Raw genomic sequence first — 19,065 nt, forward strand, 5'->3', positions numbered from 1 at the left:
TTCATTGAGGAAGTTGCCGTGGTGAAGGAGCGTAGAACCGAACTGGTCGAGGGATTTCGCCATTCAGTGCCCTATATTAACGCGCATCGGGGCAAGACGTTCGTCATCATGCTGGGCGGCGAAGCTATCGAGCACGAGAACTTTTCCAGCATTGTTAATGACATCGGCCTGCTGCACAGTCTCGGTATTCGCCTGGTGCTGGTCTACGGTGCGCGTCCGCAAATTGATGCAAACCTGGCCGCGCATCATCATGAGCCGGTATACCATAAGCACACCAGAGTGACCGATGCGAAAACGCTGGAACTGGTCAAGCAGGCGGCGGGGCTGTTGCAACTGGATATCACTGCGCGCCTTTCCATGAGCCTTAACAATACGCCGCTTCAGGGCGCGCATATCAATGTGGTCAGCGGTAACTTCATTATTGCTCAGCCGCTGGGCGTGGATGACGGCGTGGATTATTGCCACAGCGGTCGCATCCGCCGTATTGATGAAGAAGCGATTCATCGCCAGCTGGACAGCGGTGCCATCGTGCTGATGGGACCGGTCGCCGTCTCCGTCACCGGGGAGAGTTTTAACCTGACCTCGGAAGAGATCGCCACTCAACTGGCGATCAAACTGAAGGCCGAAAAGATGATCGGCTTTTGTTCCTCTCAGGGGGTATACAACGAGGCGGGAGAGATTATCTCTGAACTGTTCCCCAACGAAGCGCAGGCGCGGGTGGAAACGCTGGAAGCCGAAGGGGATTACTACTCCGGCACCGTGCGCTTCCTGCGTGGGGCGCTGAAAGCCTGCCGCAGCGGCGTGCGCCGCAGTCATCTGATCAGCTACCAGGAAAACGGCGCGCTGTTGCAGGAGCTGTTCTCCCGCGACGGTATCGGTACCCAAATCGTGATGGAGAGCGCCGAGCAGATCCGCCGCGCCACCATTAACGACATCGGCGGCATTCTGGAGTTAATTCGTCCGCTGGAGCAACAGGGCATTCTGGTGCGCCGCTCCCGTGAACAGCTGGAAATGGAGATCGACAAATTTACGATTATCCAGCGCGATAACCTGACCATCGCCTGTGCCGCTCTCTACCCGTTCCCGGAAGAAAGGATCGGCGAGATGGCGTGCGTGGCGGTGCATCCGGACTACCGTAGCTCCTCGCGCGGCGAAGTGCTGCTCGACAGAGTCGCCTCTCAGGCCAGGCAAATGGGCCTTGATAAGCTGTTTGTGTTAACCACCCGCAGTATCCACTGGTTCCAGGAGCGTGGCTTTACGCCAGTGGATATCGATCTGCTGCCGGAGAGCAAGAAAGAGCTGTACAACTATCAGCGCCGCTCAAAAGTGCTGATGGCCGATCTCGCCTGATCCAGAAGATTAACGTATCGCCTCAAAGAAGGCCGTTAGCCCGCTGCGCCGTTCGGTGCGGGTAACGACGGCCTGCGCCAGCAGCTTGTCGTCGGCGTACAGCGACAGACGCTGGCGGGCGCGGGTAATGGCCGTGTAAACCAGTTCGCGGGTGACTAACGGGACGCTTTGCGCGGGCAGGATCAACGCCGCGTGGTCGAATTCCGATCCCTGAGATTTATGCACGGTCATCGCCCAGGCGGTATCGTGTTCCGGCAGGCGGCCCGGATGGAAGGATTTGACCGTGCCATCGGGCATCGGGAACCAGACGCGCATCCCCTGCTCACCCTCCAGCGCCACGCCGATATCGCCGTTAAACAGCCCCAGCGCGCTGTCGTTGCGTGCAATCATCACCGGACGTCCCTGATACCAGCGGGAGTGACGTGGTAAAGACACATGGCGCTTACGTGCCAGCGTCTGTTCAAGCTGTACATTGAGACCGCTTACGCCATATGGCCCTTCACGCAACGCGCAAAGCAGCTGGAATTCGCTAAATGCCGCCAGCACCGCGTCGGGTTCAGCATTTTCACGCAGCAGCTTCAGATAGTGTGCATAGCCGCTGAGCGCATCCTCCAGCATGGCCTGATATTCTTCCTGGGTGCGCAATGGCTTAAGGGCGATATCCTCAAAGCCATGGGTGCAGACGCTTTTCAACGAGCGTTTATCGCCGCAGTTAACCGCGCTCGCCAGTTGACCAATACCGGAATGACTGCCAAAACGGTAGCTTTTTTGCAGCAGGCATAAGCTGTCGCGCAGCGCGCCCGCGCCGTTCTGTTCTCCTGCCGGCACCGTTGCGCCCGTCAGCCGCGACAGTTCAGCCGCGCGGGTGGGCGTGTAGCCGCCATTAACCCAGGCGCAGATATCCCCCAGCACTGCGCCCGCCTCGACCGAGGCCAGCTGATCGCGATCGCCGAGGAAAATAATCCGTCCATGTGCGGGTAATGCGTCAATCAGGCGCGACATCATCGGCAGATCAATCATTGAGGCTTCATCCACTACCAGCACGTCCAGATGCAGCGGGTTGCCCGCGTGATACCGCATCCGCTGACTGCCAGGCTGTGCGCCGAGTAAGCGATGCAGCGTGCTGGCCTCGGTGGGCAGCATGGCTTTTTGCGAGTCGGTCAGCGGCAGGCGACGCAGTGCCGAGCCGAGAGATTCGGTGAGCCGGGCCGCCGCTTTACCGGTTGGAGCCGCGAGGCGGATGCGGCATTTAGCGTCGGGCGACATCTGTACCAGCGCCGCCAGCAGTTTTGCCACCGTAGTGGTTTTACCGGTACCGGGACCGCCGGAAATCACGGAGATACGCCGGGTCAGTGCCACTGCCGCCGCGACTTTTTGCCAGTCCACCTCGTCAGAAGGCGGAAACAGCGCGTTGAGGATCTCTGCCAGCTGTGCTTCATCCACCGCCATCGGCTGATTTTGTTCGCTAAAAAAGCGGGCAACGCTGAGCTCATTACGCCACATACGGTTAAGGTACAGCCGCTCGCCGCGAAGGATCATCGGCGCCGGATCGTCGCCCGTACTGACCGCCACCGACGTTGCTAACAGCGCGGCCCAGTCTTCGGGGACGTCGGCACAGGCGAAAAGCTGCGTCCACAGCTCGTGGGCTTTGCCGGACAAACGCTCATCCGGTACAAGCCGTGACAGCGGCAGGCAAACGTGTCCCTCGCCCGCGTCACGGCTGAGGATAGCGGCCGCCAGCATGACCGCCGGATGCTCGCGCTCCGCCACCATAATGGCAAACTGCACGTCCAGCGGACGCAGGAGTTTATGCGTGACGGCATCCAGTAAAAGTTTCTGTAAATGCATTACGCCATCTCCTCTTTTTCTCCGGCGAACAGGTCATCAAGCGCGTTGATAAGATGCAGATCGGGCCGGGTGGTAAAAATACCCTGCTGCGGATCCTGACCATCAATACCGCGTAAAAAGAGATAAATCACGCCGCCAAAATGGCGTTCATAATCATAATCAGCCAGGCGGTGACGCAGGAAGCGGTGCAGCGCCAGGCTATAAAGCTGATATTGCAGATCGTAGCGATGCGCCTGCATCGCCTGCGCCATCGCCGCCTGCGTATAAGCTTCACTGCTTTCGCCAAGCCAGTTGGATTTGTAATCCAGCAGGTAGTAACGCCCGTTGTGGCGAAACACTAAATCGATAAATCCTTTGAGCATACCGCGCACCTGGCGGAAATCCAGCGGTGGACAGCCTGCGGAGAGCGGATCAAAACGCCGCATCTGCGCATCCAGCGTCGGCGCGTCGAGCATTTGATTGATGGGCAGATAAAACTCCAGCTCCACCTGTTTCTCTTTTGCCGTGAGCTGGCTGAGTGAAATGCCCTCTGGCGTTAACGGCGCAGCGAGAATGGTCGCAATCCACGCCGTCAGCACCGGCTCCCACTGCTCATCAAACCCCGCCAGCTGGAGTTTTTCCCGCACCCATTCACTCTCTACGGGACGGGTAAAATCGAGATCCTCAAACAGGCTGTGCAGAAAGGTGCCCGGCGATGCGCCGCGTGGAAACTGGTGCGGCGTCAGCGCCGGTTCGTCAATAATGTCGCCCGGCCCCGCCGCGTCAATATCCAGACGCGGCATAAGATCCTGCGCCACGCTGTGCCCGCGCTGTTGCAGGCCGGAGTAGCTGGTCACGCGCCACTCGTCCGCCATTCTGCGGCGAACAAGACGTGCGGCAAGCGCATCCTGCGGGGGTTGCGGAGCCTGCCAGCGGCTGTTATCCGGCGCATCGGGCGAACGAAGCGCAATATCCTCATTGCAAAGCTCATGCAGGCAGGCACTCAGCCCGGCCGCATCCCTGGCCTCACCTTTCTGGATCAGACGGCCCAGCGCGCTGTGATGAAGATCGGTTTCACCGGGTTTATCACTCCGCCGACTGGTTAACGGCGCAATACCCAGGCTGCAATGCCAGATTGCGCGGGTGAGCGCCACATACAGCAGGCGCAGATCCTCCGCCAGACGTTCAGCCTCCGCCAGCTCCAGACTCTCATCGCTGTGATTAAGATCGAGCACCGCCTCAAATGAGGTGCGATCGTGATAAAAAGCCTGTTCCTGCTTGCGATAGCGCGCGATAAACGGCAGCCACACCAGCGGATACTCCAGCCCTTTTGACTTATGGATTGTCACGATCTGCACCAGATGCTTATCGCTTTCCAGACGCATCTGCTGGCTGGAGGCATTGGTGTCTGGCTCGGCAATATGCTGTGCCAGCCAGCGCACCAGGGCATATTCGCTTTCGAGCTGCGTCCCCGCCTCCTGCAACAGTTCACTGATGTGCAGGATGTCGGTCAGGCGCCGCTCGCCGCCGGGGGTTGCCAGCAGGTTTTCCGCAATATTGCGCTGAGACATCAATGTGCGCAGCATCGGCATCACGCCGCGCAATTGCCATTGCTGGCGGTAGGCGGTAAATTCTTCGACGACCGCATCCCAGGCGTGTTCATCCAGATTCAGCCGCTCGATATCCTGCGCGTTCAGCCCCAGCATAGCGGTCGCCAGCGCGCTGCGCAGGGCATTTTCCCGCTCGGGCGCCAGCACCGCCTGGAGCAGCCACAGCAGCTCCTGCGCCTCCGGAGTTTCAAATACGCTGTCGCGGTTGGAGAGATAGACCGAAGGGATCGCCAGCACGTTAAGCGCATCGCGGATCAGCGCTGCTTCCTGGCGGCTGCGCACCAGCACGGTAATGTCCGAGGCGCGCACCGGACGCGAGCTCTCGCCACGCCACAACAGCGCACGCGATTGCTGGCCCGCACTCAGCCAGTCGCGGATTTGCGCCGCACAGAGTTGCGCCATGGTAGTCTGATAATCCCCCGCGCCAACGCCTTCGCCCGGCATCAGCCAGAGGTTCATCGCGGGCTGTGTTTCACCGTTCAGTTCAAAACGCAGGCCCTGATTTTTCGCGGCGGCGTTCACCGGCTTAAACGGGATATCGCGGAACATAAACGGATTTTCGGTCAGGCTGAAAAGCCGGTTAACGCTTCCGACCATTCCCGGCGCGGACCGCCAGTTGGTGCCGAGCGTATAGTGGGCGCTGACGTCGCCTCTGGCTTTCATGTAGGTGAAAATATCCGCGCCACGGAACGCGTAAATCGCCTGTTTCGGATCGCCAATCAGCAACAGGGCCGTGTCAGGCTGCTGTCGCCAGATGCGGCGAAAAATACGGTACTGCTGCGGATCGGTGTCCTGGAATTCGTCGATCATGGCGACCGGAAAACGCTGGCGGATCGCAGTGGCCAGCGCCTCGCCGCTTTCGCTGTACAGCGCTGTCGCCAGCCGTCCGATCATGTCGTCAAAACCCAGCTCGCCCCGGCGGCGTTTTTCCCGCGCCACCGTCTCGCGGATCTCCACCATCGCCTGGGCAATCACCAGATCGTCAAGCGTTAGCGTGCCGCCGAGTACTGTTTCAATAGCCTCAAACAGCGGATGTTCGGGCACCACGCCGTCCGGTTTGGTACGCTCACGCAAAAACGACTGGGTGAATTTTTCCAGCGCGTCCGGCAACTGATAGGTAACGGTCTCTTCCTCCGCCCAGGCGGTGATCTTATCGATCCATTTCCCCTGGTTGCCACGGTTGAATTTGCGCCTGTCGATGCCGGAGTTTTCCAGAATGCCTTCCAGCTCTGCCACCGTTTCGCGCCACTGCGTTTTAATCGCCGCGATCCGCTCAAGGATCTGCTGATGGCGAACGAGGAGCGTTTCCTCCGGGCCTGGCGGGGTTTTAATTTTCGGCGCTTCGCCCTGAAGGTAACGATCGATGGATGCCAGCAGTTCGCGCGGGCCTTTCCATGAGGCGTGGATCACCTGGGCAATATCGCGCGTCAGCGGGTAGCAATGGCGCCGCCAGAAATCGGCACAGGCCTGGTAGCGCAGCAACGATTCATCTTCGATCAGTTGCTGTTCGAAAAGCATCCCGGATTCAAAAGCGTTGAGGCTGAGCATCCGCTGGCAAAAGCCGTGAATGGTAAATACCGCCGCCTCGTCCATCTGCCGTTCTGCCAGTAACAGGACGTCAGCCGCCTGCTGCTTATCGGCAATTTCTGCCAGCAGGCTGGCGTAAAGCGGGTTATCGGTGGTTTCACGCAGGCAGGCGATGCGCAATTCGTGAATATTGCTGCGAATACGTCCGCGAAGTTCTTCGGTGGCGGCTTCGGTGAAGGTAACCACCAGCAGTTCTTCGACGTTAACTGGCCGGGGAAAAGCGGATTCGCCGCCCAGCCCCAGCAGGAGTCGCAGGTACAGAGCGGCGATAGTGAAAGTTTTACCGGTACCCGCTGAGGCTTCAATCAGGCGCTCGCCGATAAGCGGCAGGCGCAGTGGATCAAGGGTCTCAGCGGTGTCGGTCATTCATTCTCTCTCAATAAAGGCAGGGATTGCTGTAGCGCACTGACGCTCTCCCAGGTTTTCCAGCCGTCGGGACGGGCATATTCCGCTTTCCCGCTTTGGCTACCCGAAACCTGAGATAATATCGCCATACCCTGCGGCTTCACCACCGTTTGATGAAAGAAATCGGCTAATTTTTGCGGCGTCAGCATGTTGACCTGAGCAATAATTTTTTCCCGCGAGTCAAAACTGAGGTTGCCGCGATCGAAATCTTTGCTGAGCTTCGAGGCTTCTTCATCCAGCGTTTGCGGTGCTTCACGCATCTGCGCCACCACCGCCTGCTGGATCTGCGCAAACTCTTCCGGCTTCATGGCCCGCAGTTTTTCTTCTGCGGTCGGGAAGAAAGCTTTGTAACGATCCCACAGGTACGAAGGCTGCTTGTCGTTGCTTTGCAGCAGGAATCCCATCCCCCACTGGCGTCCGACGCTCATCGGGAAGGCAAACACCGCGTAGCCCAGCTGTTCTTCGGTACGCAGCTGGCTGTAGAACCACGGTTGCACGATTTGCCCTAACAATGCGCTGGCGGCAGCGCTGCTGTATTCGTCAACGTTCGCCGGAACAAACACCGCGCCCAGCGCAGAGTCGGTGCTGCTGCCCGCTTTTTCGAACATCACCGACTGCGCTTTATCGACCACCACTTCTTTGTTGCGGCACCATTCGTTACCCTGAGTGCCGAGCTGTGTCTGCACCTGATGCGCCAGCGTTTTTGCCTGCTCAACGGACAGATTGCCGAGGATCAGAAATTCCGGACGCGCGCCTTTTTTCAGTTTTTCACGGTAGTCCATGACCTCTTTCAAGGTGATGGACGGCAGCAGCGCGCGCCGCTCCTCACGCTGGAAGTACGGCACCTGCGACAGCATCTGTACCGGCATGATCGCCTGTTCATACGCCTTACCTTTCTCAGCCGAATCCAGCATTTGCGTATACCAGGATTTCGCCTGCTCAAGCTGCTCCTCAGTAGGCGTGAAGCTAAAATAGCCGTCGAGCAGGGTTTCAAAGAGCTTCGGCAACCGCTGTGTATAACCGTCAGCATTCACCATCAGACCATTATTGGCATTGGTGGAAAAACTAATGCCGCCGACCGACGCCTGATTGCTTAGCTGATCCAGTGCGATGCCTGCCAGATAGTCGTTCAGGGCGAACATTACCTGATTGCGGGCGCTGTCCATGGCCTGAGGATTACGCAGCACCACCGACACGTCGGCTTTCGGCTCGCTGGCAAAGTAGCGGCTCGGCATGTACAGCACGCGCAGGCCCGGCTCATCGACGATAAGCTCCGGATGTTTGTACTGCTTATCCGGCTTGATCAGGGTGAAATCATCAGGGATGTAGGGGTTCAGTTCCGGTAGCTTAAGCGCAATGGCGCTGGCTTTTTGCTGCCAGTCAGCGAAAGTCTTGTCACCGATTTTATCGACCTGATAAGGGGCATTAACGAAGTAGGCCGTTTTATTATGCGGTTCGTTCGGGCTGATGTACCAGATACGCGCATTTTGCGGCGTCATCATCGCCAGGCGCGCTTTTACCGCGTCAGGATCGTACTTATCAGCAATGTTTACCGCATCGAGGGTATGTTGAACCGGCACGCGGATCATGGTGTCGGCCAGCCATTCCACGTAGCTCATATCGCGGGTGATCGACGGATAGCGGAAATCGAGATCCAGCACGTGCGCCAGCTCATCGAAATAGCGTTTATCCACGCCTTTATCACGCAGCAGGTTGAGATAGCTGAAAATGGCGGCAACGACGTCATCACGGTGCGCCAGGCCCTTATCCGTCAGCGTAGCGGAAATAGCCAGCACGCCGCTGTTACCGTTAACGATGGGGTCAGAATCCGCGCGAATACTTTCGACCAGCCCCTTCTGCTGTAGCCAGTCGGAGAGCGTGCCCGGGCTACGGTTGCCAATCAGATACGTCACCAGCTCATCGGTTTTGCTGCGGAACTGGGCGGTGTTGTTATCAATACGAAACTCCACGCGCAGCACTTTACGCGGCAGCGCGGGAACATAATGAATGATCAACCCTTTTTGCGCATCGGTCACCACCGGGACGGTGACTTCCGGGCGGGTAATGTTTTTATTCGGCACCCGGCCATAGGTTTCGGCAGCAATCCGCGCCAGCTCCGGCAACGGCTTGTTACTGTAGACCACGGCTTTCATCAGGTTGGACGAGTAATAGCGATCGCGAAACTCCACCAGCGCTTTGTGCACCGGATTGCCGGGTTTGTCGCTCAGCGTTTCCAGGTTGCCGCCGGAAAAACGTGAACCGGGGTGCGCCGGGTTAATGGTTTCCGCGCTCACCTGTGCCATGCGCATCCCGTCGCGGGAACGCGCCATGGTCAGTTCGGCATTCACGGCATTGCGCTCGCGGCTGGCATATTTCTCCGCCAGCAGCGGGGCGGCGATAGCGTCCGCCAGGCGATCGACAGCCCCTTCCAGCGCATCGTTTTCCACCTCAAGGTAGTACGCGGTGCGATACGGCGCGGTGCTGGCATTATGGCTGCCGCCATGCATTTTCAAAAATTCTGCGAGACTGTCCGGCTGCGGGTATTTTTTGGAGCCCATCAGCGTCATATGTTCGAGATAGTGAGCAAGTCCCTGATGCGAATCTGGATCGGAAAGTGAGCCGACCGGCAGCACCAGCGCCGAGAGCGACTTAACCGCCTGCGCATCAGAAACCAACAGAACCACCATACCGTTATCAAGGCGGATAGCCTGATACTGGCGGGGATCTTTTTCACTTTTACGGATGGTTTCCTGTACCGGCTGCCATCCTGTGTCTGCCTGACCGACATTTACCCAAAGGGCAAGTAACACAACCAATGCTTTTAACCAGGTGCTGCTAATAGGCATTCACGGACCTCATCATTATGACTGATTAAAGCGAAATATCGGCAGCAGGTAACGCTCGGCCTGCGCAATAATCGCTTCGTAATACTCCGGCTCCAGGGTGCGCCACAGGCGCTGATACCAGATATCGGCGCCCTCGCCGCTTACGACCATATTCCCTTCATACGCCTGAAGAAACTTACTGCGCGCTTTTAACTGCGTCTCGTCGTCTCTTAAAATGGCATCATTTGCCGCGTCGTAACAGGCTTTTATCCACGCGCCCCCACTTTCCGGTAGCAGCAGCAGCGGTTCGGTCATTCCTTTAAGGTAGCCTGCAACCAGGTCGTCAAGGAAAGCGCGCGCCTGCTCAGCCGGAAGCGGCGGAAAGCGCCACTCACCCTCTTTGCGCACCAGCAACCGACTTTCACCTGTCCCACCGCTGGCACAGTAGACAAGGTGTTCCAGCCAAAGTTGCATCCCTTGTGAAACGCTGAGCAGTGAAGGACGCCAGCGCAGCAGGCCGTCAGGCTGCACATGCTGTAGCCAGCCGGTAATGATAATTCCGCCACATTGCAGATCGATTTCACTACTCTGGCTGGGCTGTCGGTGCTCAATAACGCGGTCGGCCAGCGTTTGCATCTCCTGAAGCTGCGTGTCCCAGACAATTTCACCAAACGCACCGTAAGGTAGCTGTCCTGCCGCACGATAGCGGCGGAACATTTTATCCGCATCCTCTTCTTCGACCAGGGTATTCAGCAACTGTTGATTAAGCTGGTAGCGGGTCAATCCCTCCAGGGTGAAAGGCTCTGCATCCGGAATTTCGCTCTCTTCCTCACGAAAATTAACCCGCAGCCGCTGCTGAAAGAACGCACGGACCGGATGCGCCCAGAAGCGCTGTAGCTGGTCAAAAGGCAACGTATCAATGCTCAGCGGCGGCAGTGGCTGAATAAACGCCGAATGCGCCTCGCCCTGCTGACTGGCGGCCGCCAGCCACTCCCGGGCGTAACTTTGTCGTTCGTCGGTTTTGAAATTTTCGGCATCAAACGGCATTCGCGTATGCAGATGCATGATGTGGGCTTTTACCCGCTGTTCACTCTCGTCGCAGTTGCGGTCCTCGTCTCCCGCTAAATAGTGGCTCTGGCCAATATAATCCACCAGCTCCTGTACCAGCACCGACGGATAACGCTCGCTGTTGTCCTGGATCGAGCGACCGATATAGCTGATATACAGTTTTTGCTCTGCCGACATTAACGCCTCAAGGAACAGATAGCGGTCATCGTCGCGACGGCTGCGGTCGCCGCGTAGCGGTTTCTGGCTCATCAGATCAAAACCAAGCGGTGAAAGTGTGCGCGGATAGACCCCGTCGTTCATCCCCAGCAAACAGACCACTTTGAAGGGAATCGAGCGCATTGGCATCAGGGTACAGATATTGACCGGCCCGGCGAGGAAGCGCTGGCTGATGCGCTCCTGATCCAGCCGCTGTGCCAGCTCGTCGCGCAGTAGCGAAAGCGGCACAGGCTCGGCGTAATGCGAACCGGTGCCCTGCTCAATGATCGCCTGCCACTGCTGCTCAATCAGCGCCAGCGCGGCTTCGGTATCCTGATCCGGCAGGAAAAAGTCGTTGAGCATTTCACGGCACACGGGAAGCCATTCCGTCAGCGGACGATCCTGCGCCAGCCCACGTCGCCAGATATTCAGTTGCATGAGCAAGGATGCCAGATGCCCTACCAGCTCGGCGATCAGCCCGCTGGACTCATCGTAAGGCAGCACCGAGCGCCACTCGCCTTCATGACTCTCCATGGCGTAGCCGAGCAGCATACGCGTCAGGCCAAACTGCCAGGTGTGCTGGCCGGTAGCGGGAAGCTCCAGCTCGCGCACGTTGTCATCGTCCATTCCCCAGCGCACGCCGGACTCATTTACCCACTGGCGCAGGTAGCGCAGCCCCTCTTCATTGATATTGAAGCGTGCCGCCAGTACCGGGACGTCCAGCAACGCCAGCACGTCTTCCGACACAAAGCGGCTGTCCGGCAGAGAGAGCAGACTGATAAAGGCCTGCAATGCCGGATGTGACTGGCGGGCACGGCGGTCGGAGATGGCGTAAGGCAGATAACGGTCGCCCGTCGCGCTGCCAAATACCGCCTGGATAAACGGGCTATAGCTGTCGATGTCCGCCACCATCACGATGATGTCGCGCGGCGTCAGGGTTGGGTCGTCCTCCAGCATCGCCAGCAGGCGATCGTGCAGCACTTCCACTTCCCGCTGCGGGCTGTGGCAGACGTGGATCGTCAGGCTGCGGTCGTCGGGCTCCAGCCGGCGTTTACTGTCGCTGCGCACAAACTCTTCTGCCGTCCTGCCCGGCACGGCCGCATTCTGTAATTCCAGCACGTCGTATTGCAGGTTATGCAGCAGGTTATCCGGCGCGATATCGACAAACGCATCCAGCTCATCGTAGCGCTCCAGTCCGGCCAGCAGATACATATAGTCGCGCCCGAGCTTGCCCCACGAAGCCAACAGCGGATTGCCGACGTCCTGCTCGCCGTCATCATTAAATAGTCCCGCCGCCTGCTGCGTATCACGAAACAGCGGCAGTTCACGCTGCTCACGATGATGCTTGCGCTGGCGCGCCACCAGCCTCGCCAGGAAGGCCGGGTCTTTGATATCGCCCCAGTAGTAGCGGCACGGGTTGGTGAACAGAATAAACACGTCGACGTGTTTGCCGAGGGCCTGCAACGCCTGCAAATAGACCGGCGGTAAGGCGGAGATACCGCAGATAAATACCCGCGACGGCAGGCCCGCCGGTGGCTCGCTGGCCTGTTCAAGCGTACGGATAAAACGCTGATACAAATTAGCACGATGCCACAGCGGCTGGCCCAGCGCGGCCGTGTGTTCTACCAGCGCTTTCCACAGCGGAGCCTGCCAGCGCTGACTCTCTTCAAGACCGTCAACCAGCTCTCCCGCTTCCCAGCGGGTCAGCCATTCCGGGCGGTAGACCAGATACTGATCGTAGAGATCGGCCACCCGCGAGGCGAGCTGAAACAGTTTACGTTTGTCGGTGTCGTCGCTGAGATAGTGGCGCAGCATCACAAACTCATCACCGTCGATGAGTTCCGGCAGCAGCGTCATCAGCTTCCAGCTCATGCTTTGTTTATTAAACGCGCTTTCCCCCGGAATGTCCGGCAGGATGCGAACGAACATATCCCAGATAAAGCTCGCCGGGAGGGGAAAGTCGATATTCGCCGCAATACCAAAACGCCGGGAAAGGGACATTTGCAGCCATTGCGCCATGCCGGTACTCTGAACCAGCACGACTTCAGGCTCGAAAGGATCGTCAAGACGCTCACGCTCGACAATGAACTCCATCAACGCTTCCAGCACATCCAGACGATTGGAGTGGTAGACCCTTAACATAGTTGCTCCCGACTACTGACTGACCGGACAATGTAATCGCGTCATTTGCCCCTGTTTACCCACCGGTGTGGTGAGTGTGACGCTGATGCTGACACATCTTTGCCGTGTTGTCTTCACGCGGTTGACCTGCCAGCCCTCTTCCGTCGGTCCATCCTGAAGCCGGGTATGTTGCCAGGCACTGCGCCAGAGCTGGCGATACTGGTTCAGCGCAGCCGAACCGTTAGCCAGCGCACGGTGATAACCGGCCAGTGCGGTGACGACCAGAACCATCAATGCCATCGCCAGCAAGACTTCCGGCAGACTAAACCCTTGCTGCCTGTTCAGGGAATGCGACATAGGGCGCTCTCCATCAGGGGACAAAAATCACTCCAGCCATGCGCCGAAAAGCGCACTTCATCGTGGTTTACCACACCAGATTGCCAGAGTGTCATAGAGCCGCTGGCGGCAATGAGCAGCAGCGAGTCATCGCTCAACCTGCGCAAACATACCTGCCACGACTGTGCGGGTTGCTGCACGCATTGCAGCGGCAGGTTTACCTGCCAGGGCTGCATCTTGCCCCATTGCAATGCAGAGTGAACGCTGGCCTGCTCACGTAATGCTCGCGTTTCCACCGCCACGCGGGTGGACAATGCTCGCTGCTGTTGATTCAGCCCCTGAAGCAGCAGACTGCCCAGCATTAGCAGGAGCAATACCAGCGCCAGCGATGACATCCCGCGCTGGCGATTCACAGGTTATACCCCGTCACGCTATACGCCGCCGTCGCCGTCTGTAGAGGAAGACGGGTCGATTGCCCGGCCAGGGTTACGGTCAGCTCCGGCGCAAAACCGGGGCTGTTGTGGCGGACCACCTCAAAGCGCGTTATGCGCAGCGTCTGCGGATCGGTCATTTTGTCCCAGCCTTTATCGTCGCAGGAAGAGGCGCCGCGAAGCGTCTCCAGTGCCCCATTTTGCAGACGAAAGCCAGTAAAGTCTGAAGTGGCAGCAAGCGCGTTATCCCACGTCCCGTTACTGTTAGCGTCCCATTTCACCAGCACGCAGGCACCCTGCCAGTTAATCATTAACGGCTCTCCTGCACACTCGCCACGGCAGTAGCCTGCGCGCTGAAGGTGTTTTGCCACCGTGTAGACACGCTGCCACAGTTCATCCTCCAGCATTTGATGACGGGTCTGCAATAGCACGGCACGCTGTAACCCTGGTAAAAAGCGCGATGCACCGAGCAGTAGCAGACTGCTGATAGCCATGGCGATCAGCGTTTCGGGAAGCGAAAATCCCTTCTGCGTTACAGGCATGTGTGTTCCTCAGCAGGCTGACATAAGCGGATCCGGCCCCAGCCGGAGACCACAACCATCCAGCTCCCGGCCGGGCTTTGCAGTCGAACATGTCCGGCCCAGGCGGTATTACGCAGGCCAAAAAAGGCCAGCCCGGGCGTGATGTCAGATAGCCGAACCTCGGGCCATTGTGGATGCAGGGTCCATGGATCGCCGGGTGGACAGCCTTCGGCATCGGCGCTGACCAGGCACTCGTGGTCGCCTTGCTGATGTATGGCAAGCGGGCGGTCGCGGTTATGCCAGTTCGCGTCGTCGCGCAGTAACACCAGATATTCGCGCACCTGGACTGCGGTTTGCCATAATCGTTGTTGCTGTTGCCAGCTGCGCCAGCCGTACAGCCCCGCGGCGCTCAGGATCGCAACGATGGCGATCACTATCATGGTTTCAATGAGCGTATAGCCCTGTTCTCGTTTCATGGCGCCAGTGTGCGGCCGCAGAGACAAAGTGGCGAGGCGAGGTTTTTCGTTTTACGAGACGGTACGAGAGATTTTTACGCTGTTGCAGCGGGTTGCAAAAAAACGGGAAAGCCGCTTCAGAAATAAAAAACGGCACCGCGAGGTGCCGTTCAGACCGTTGACAAAGTGGGTGGTCGCCCCGTGTTCCACGGACGGTTTGCCACCCGTAGGCCTGTGCAAGCGTAGCGCCGCCAGGCATTGTCAATCAGATAGCGACCGGCGCTTTAATTCCCGGATGCGGGTCGTAACCTTCAATCTCAAAATCATCAAAGTGATAATCAAAGATAGAGTCCGGTTTGCGCTTGATGACCAGTTTTGGCAGCGCACGCGGCTCGCGGCTAAGCTGGAGATGCGTCTGTTCCATATGGTTGCTGTAAAGATGGGTATCACCACCGGTCCAGACAAAATCCCCGACCTCAAGATCGCACTGCTGCGCCATCATATGCACCAGCAGCGCATAGCTGGCAATATTAAACGGCAGGCCGAGGAACACGTCGCACGAACGCTGGTAAAGCTGGCAGGAGAGTTTGCCGTCCGCTACGTAGAACTGGAAGAAAGCGTGGCATGGTGCCAGCGCCATTTTATCCAGCTCGCCGACGTTCCAGGCCGAAACGATAATGCGGCGTGAGTCCGGATCGTTTTTCAACTGGTTGATAACGGTAGTGATCTGATCAATGTGACGGCCATCCGGCGTCGGCCAGGCGCGCCATTGCTTACCGTAGACCGGCCCCAGATTGCCCTCGTCATCCGCCCACTCGTCCCAGATGGAGACCTTGTTTTCACGCAGATAAGCGACGTTGGTATCACCCTGCAAAAACCACAGTAGCTCATGAATAATCGAGCGCAGGTGGCAGCGTTTGGTGGTAACCAGCGGGAAGCCTTCACGCAGATTAAAGCGCATCTGGTGACCAAAAATGGAGATCGTCCCGGTACCGGTACGGTCATTTTTCGGGGTGCCCTCATCGAGCACCTTCTGCATTAAATCAAGATACTGTTTCATGCTGCCTCAGGAAAGTTGTTGCTGCGGTCGGCGATACGCCCAGACCATCATCGCGATACCGGCAATAATCATTGGCACGGAGAGGATTTGCCCCATGCTGATGTACTGCACCCACGCGCCGGTAAACTGCGCGTCCGGCTGGCGGAAAAATTCAACGATGATGCGGAATGCACCGTAGCCAATCAGGAACAAACCCGATACCGAGCCGGTAGGACGCGGCTTGCGGATAAACAGGTTCAAAATGATAAAGAGCACAACGCCTTCCAGCGCCAGTTCATACAACTGCGACGGATGACGCGGCAGCACGCCATAGGTATCAAAAATGGACTGCCATTCCGGATGCGCAGGTAACAGGCCGAGATCTTCCCCACGCGAGCCGGGGAACAGCATGGCAAACGGCGAGGACGGGTCCACGCGGCCCCACAATTCGCCGTTAATAAAGTTGCCCAGACGCCCGGCACCCAGGCCAAATGGGATCAGCGGCGCGATGAAATCGGCCACCTGGAAGAAACTGCGCTTCGTACGGCGAGCGAAAATCAGCATCACCACGATCACGCCAATCAGACCGCCGTGGAACGACATTCCCCCGTCCCAGACGCGGAACAGATACAGCGGGTTGTCGAGAAACAGCGGCATATTATAAAACAGCACATAGCCAATGCGACCGCCCAGAAAAACGCCGAGGAAGCCCGCGTACAGCAGGTTTTCAACCTCGTTTTTATTCCAGCCGCTGCCGGGACGACTGGCGCGGCGGGTTGCCAGCCACATCGCAAACACAAATCCCACCAGGTACATTAAGCCGTACCAGTGCAGGGAGACCGGTCCAATGGAAAAAATCACCGGATCAAAATCCGGAAAACGCAGATACCCGCTATTCATCTGTCACCACAAGTGATTGTTATTCCGCCGAAAGTGGACAGCGGTAATGATACATGCCTGTCGATAGCAGGCGCTCCAAAGGAGCGAATCATAGCACAGGCGTATAAGGGAGATGACCGCGAAGTTGTAAAAGATCTGTATAGCGAACTTATCGCCCGCCGCGGATCAACCCGCCCATCCCGCGCCGTTCCATAAACGCGGCAACCTGATGACGGACTTCTGTCGCCAGTTGCGCTTCCAGGCTTCGGTTCGCCAGCGTCTGCGCCTCGTCGAAATCAATATGCCGCAGTAAATACTTCACCCGCGCTACTGAACGACCGTTCATGGAAAGATGGCGATAGCCGAGGCCAATAAGGATAGCCACGCACATGGTGTCACCCGCCATCTCGCCGCACAAGCGCAGGTCAATGCCGTATTGCTCAGCATCGCGGGCAATCATCGCCAGCGCGCGCAGCATCGCCGGATGCAGGCTGTCATAAATATTCGCTACCCGGGTATTATTGCGATCGACCGCCAGAATGTACTGGGTCAAATCGTTGGTGCCGACGGAGATAAAATCCACGCGATTCGCCAGCTGCGGCAGCATAAAGACCATCGACGGTACTTCCAGCATCACGCCGATGCGCGGTTTAGGGATCGCATAACCGATCATCTCTTCGACTTCGCGCCCGGCGCGCTCAATCAGCCGCCGCGCTTCGTCAACTTCGTCGATGCTGGTGATCATCGGCAGCAGGATGCTGAGATTACCGGTTGCGGCATTGGCACGCAGCATCGCGCGAACCTGCACGAGGAAGATCTCCGGCTGGTCGAGGGTGATGCGGATCCCGCGCCAGCCGAGGCACGGGTTTTCTTCGCTAATAGGCATATACGGAAGCTGCTTATCCGCGCCGATATCCAGGGTACGCAGCGTGACCGGCTTGTCGTTAAACATTTGCAGCATGCCCTGATATTGCGCCACCTGCTCCTCTTCCGAAGGGAATCCGCTTTGCAGCATAAACGGTATTTCAGTGCGGTAGAGGCCAATGCCGTCAACGCGGCGGCCCAGCTTCTGCTCGTGTTCGGGACTGAGGCCCGCGTTGAGCATCACCTTCACCCTTTCACCGCTTTTCAGTTCGGCGGGGCGCTCAACGTCATCTTCCGCAATGCGGCTTAGCTCATTTTCTTCATTGATGAGGCGCTGATACTCTTTCAGCAGCACCGGCTCAGGATCGACCAGCAGCTCGCCACGATAGCCGTCGACAATCAGCGTGCGGCGATGCAGCACCGACGGCTGGATATCCGCCCCCATCACCGTAGGGATGCCCAGCGCACGCACGATAATCGCCGCATGAGAGTTGGACGCACCGTCGCGCACCACCACCCCGGCAAGGCGATCCTGCGGCAGTTCAGCCAGAGTTGCGGCCGACAGTTCATCCGCCACCAGCACAAAGCGTTCAGGCCAGGTGTTCGGCCCCTGAACATTATCGTCAAGATGGAACAGCAGACGCTGCCCCAGCGTGCGCAAATCGCCGGCGCGCTCTTTCAGATAACCATCGGTGAGGGCAGCAAACTGCTCGGCAAATTTTTCGACGATCTTTTTGACCGCCCATTCGGCCACGGCACCGCGGTCGACTTCATCAAACAGTTCGCGGCGCAGACGCGCATCGGAAAGCAGATGTGAGTAAAGATCGAAAATCGCCGCCGTCTCTTTCTGCGCACCGGCAGAAAAACGTTTGCTGTAGCGACGAAACTCGTTGGCAGCCTCTTCCAGCGCGCCGGTTAATCGCTCACGCTCGGAAGCGGTATCGAGCGTCGAGGCTTCGTACACCTGCTCCATCAGCGGCAGCGTGGTATCCATCCATGCTTCAGCCACCGCAACGCCCGGCGATGCCGGGAGCGCCCGGATACGCGTCTGACGATACTGCCCAAACAGCGCCGTCAGTTGAGATTGCGACAGGATCGCAGCGATCTGGGTGGCTAGCGTAACAAGGAAAGATTCTTCGCTTTCGTCATACTGGCGCAGCTCACGCTGCTGGACCACCAGTACGCCAAGCAGCTGGCGCCGTTGAATGATCGGCACCCCGAGAAAGGCACGGAAGCGTTCTTCTTTTACCGAAGGAATATATTTAAAGCTGGGGTGTTTTTGCGCATCGGCAAGGTTGATAGGTTCGGCCAGACGCCCAACCAGACCCACGACACCTTCATCAAAGGCAAGCGTAACGGTGCGACCGCGCGGTTTTTTTAAACCGCGCGTCGCCATCAGATAATAACAACGCCGGTCATGATCGGCCAGGTAGACCGAACAGACTTCCGTCTCCATCGCCAGGCAGATATCGGTTACCAGAATATCCAGCGCCTCGCTCAGGCGCGGAGCGCTGGCAACTTTCTCAACGATTTCTCGTAATCGGGTGAGCAT

The 19,065-nt window shown here is 58.1% G+C and carries 12 protein-coding genes; 1 reads left to right on the forward strand and 11 read right to left on the reverse strand.

Going from position 1 to position 19,065, the window contains the following annotated elements:
- The first annotated feature begins 18 nt into the window (after positions 1 to 18).
- Complete coding sequence (gene argA / locus P0H77_RS17380; protein WP_276158536.1) at positions 19 to 1,350, forward strand: amino-acid N-acetyltransferase; 1,332 nt, start codon at positions 19 to 21, stop codon at positions 1,348 to 1,350.
- Between the two features lie 9 nt (positions 1,351 to 1,359).
- On the opposite strand, the gene recD is transcribed toward argA, so the two are convergent.
- From recD to ptsP, 11 genes are all read right to left on the reverse strand, one after another.
- The gene (gene recD / locus P0H77_RS17385; RefSeq protein WP_276158537.1) at positions 1,360 to 3,198 is read right to left on the reverse strand and encodes an exodeoxyribonuclease V subunit alpha; all 1,839 of its coding nucleotides are present in this window, start codon (positions 3,196 to 3,198) and stop codon (positions 1,360 to 1,362) included.
- Complete coding sequence (recB, locus tag P0H77_RS17390) at positions 3,198 to 6,740, reverse strand: exodeoxyribonuclease V subunit beta (protein ID WP_276158538.1); 3,543 nt, start codon at positions 6,738 to 6,740, stop codon at positions 3,198 to 3,200. Before recB ends, recD begins: the two co-directional genes overlap by 1 nt.
- Positions 6,737 to 9,625: a pitrilysin gene (gene ptrA / locus P0H77_RS17395; protein ID WP_276158539.1), complete on the reverse strand. Its 2,889-nt coding sequence runs from the start codon at positions 9,623 to 9,625 to the stop codon at positions 6,737 to 6,739. Before ptrA ends, recB begins: the two co-directional genes overlap by 4 nt.
- A 15-nt stretch (positions 9,626 to 9,640) precedes the next feature.
- On the reverse strand, positions 9,641 to 13,009 hold the full coding sequence (gene recC, locus P0H77_RS17400; protein WP_276158540.1) for an exodeoxyribonuclease V subunit gamma: 3,369 nt from the start codon (positions 13,007 to 13,009) through the stop codon (positions 9,641 to 9,643).
- A gap of 12 nt (positions 13,010 to 13,021) precedes the next feature.
- Positions 13,022 to 13,345, reverse strand: a complete 324-nt coding sequence (locus tag P0H77_RS17405) for a prepilin-type N-terminal cleavage/methylation domain-containing protein (protein WP_276158541.1) — start codon at positions 13,343 to 13,345, stop codon at positions 13,022 to 13,024.
- Entirely contained in the window at positions 13,330 to 13,737 is a 408-nt protein-coding gene (locus P0H77_RS17410; protein ID WP_276158542.1) for a DUF2509 family protein, read from the reverse strand. The genes P0H77_RS17405 and P0H77_RS17410 overlap by 16 nt, the downstream gene beginning before the upstream one ends.
- Positions 13,734 to 14,297: a prepilin peptidase-dependent protein gene (locus tag P0H77_RS17415; protein ID WP_276158543.1), complete on the reverse strand. Its 564-nt coding sequence runs from the start codon at positions 14,295 to 14,297 to the stop codon at positions 13,734 to 13,736. Before P0H77_RS17415 ends, P0H77_RS17410 begins: the two co-directional genes overlap by 4 nt.
- Positions 14,288 to 14,752 carry a prepilin peptidase-dependent protein gene (locus P0H77_RS17420; RefSeq protein ID WP_276158544.1) on the reverse strand — a complete coding sequence of 155 codons (465 nt, stop codon included), beginning with the start codon at positions 14,750 to 14,752 and terminating at the stop codon, positions 14,288 to 14,290. Before P0H77_RS17420 ends, P0H77_RS17415 begins: the two co-directional genes overlap by 10 nt.
- 244 nt (positions 14,753 to 14,996) lie before the next feature.
- Complete coding sequence (gene thyA, locus P0H77_RS17425) at positions 14,997 to 15,791, reverse strand: thymidylate synthase (protein WP_276158545.1); 795 nt, start codon at positions 15,789 to 15,791, stop codon at positions 14,997 to 14,999.
- A gap of 6 nt (positions 15,792 to 15,797) precedes the next feature.
- Positions 15,798 to 16,670, reverse strand: a complete 873-nt coding sequence (gene lgt, locus P0H77_RS17430; RefSeq protein WP_276158546.1) for a prolipoprotein diacylglyceryl transferase — start codon at positions 16,668 to 16,670, stop codon at positions 15,798 to 15,800.
- A gap of 148 nt (positions 16,671 to 16,818) precedes the next feature.
- Positions 16,819 to 19,065, reverse strand: a complete 2,247-nt coding sequence (gene ptsP, locus P0H77_RS17435) for a phosphoenolpyruvate--protein phosphotransferase (RefSeq protein ID WP_276158547.1) — start codon at positions 19,063 to 19,065, stop codon at positions 16,819 to 16,821.

This window comes from Superficieibacter sp. HKU1 (assembly GCF_029319185.1).
GTDB lineage: Bacteria > Pseudomonadota > Gammaproteobacteria > Enterobacterales > Enterobacteriaceae > Superficieibacter.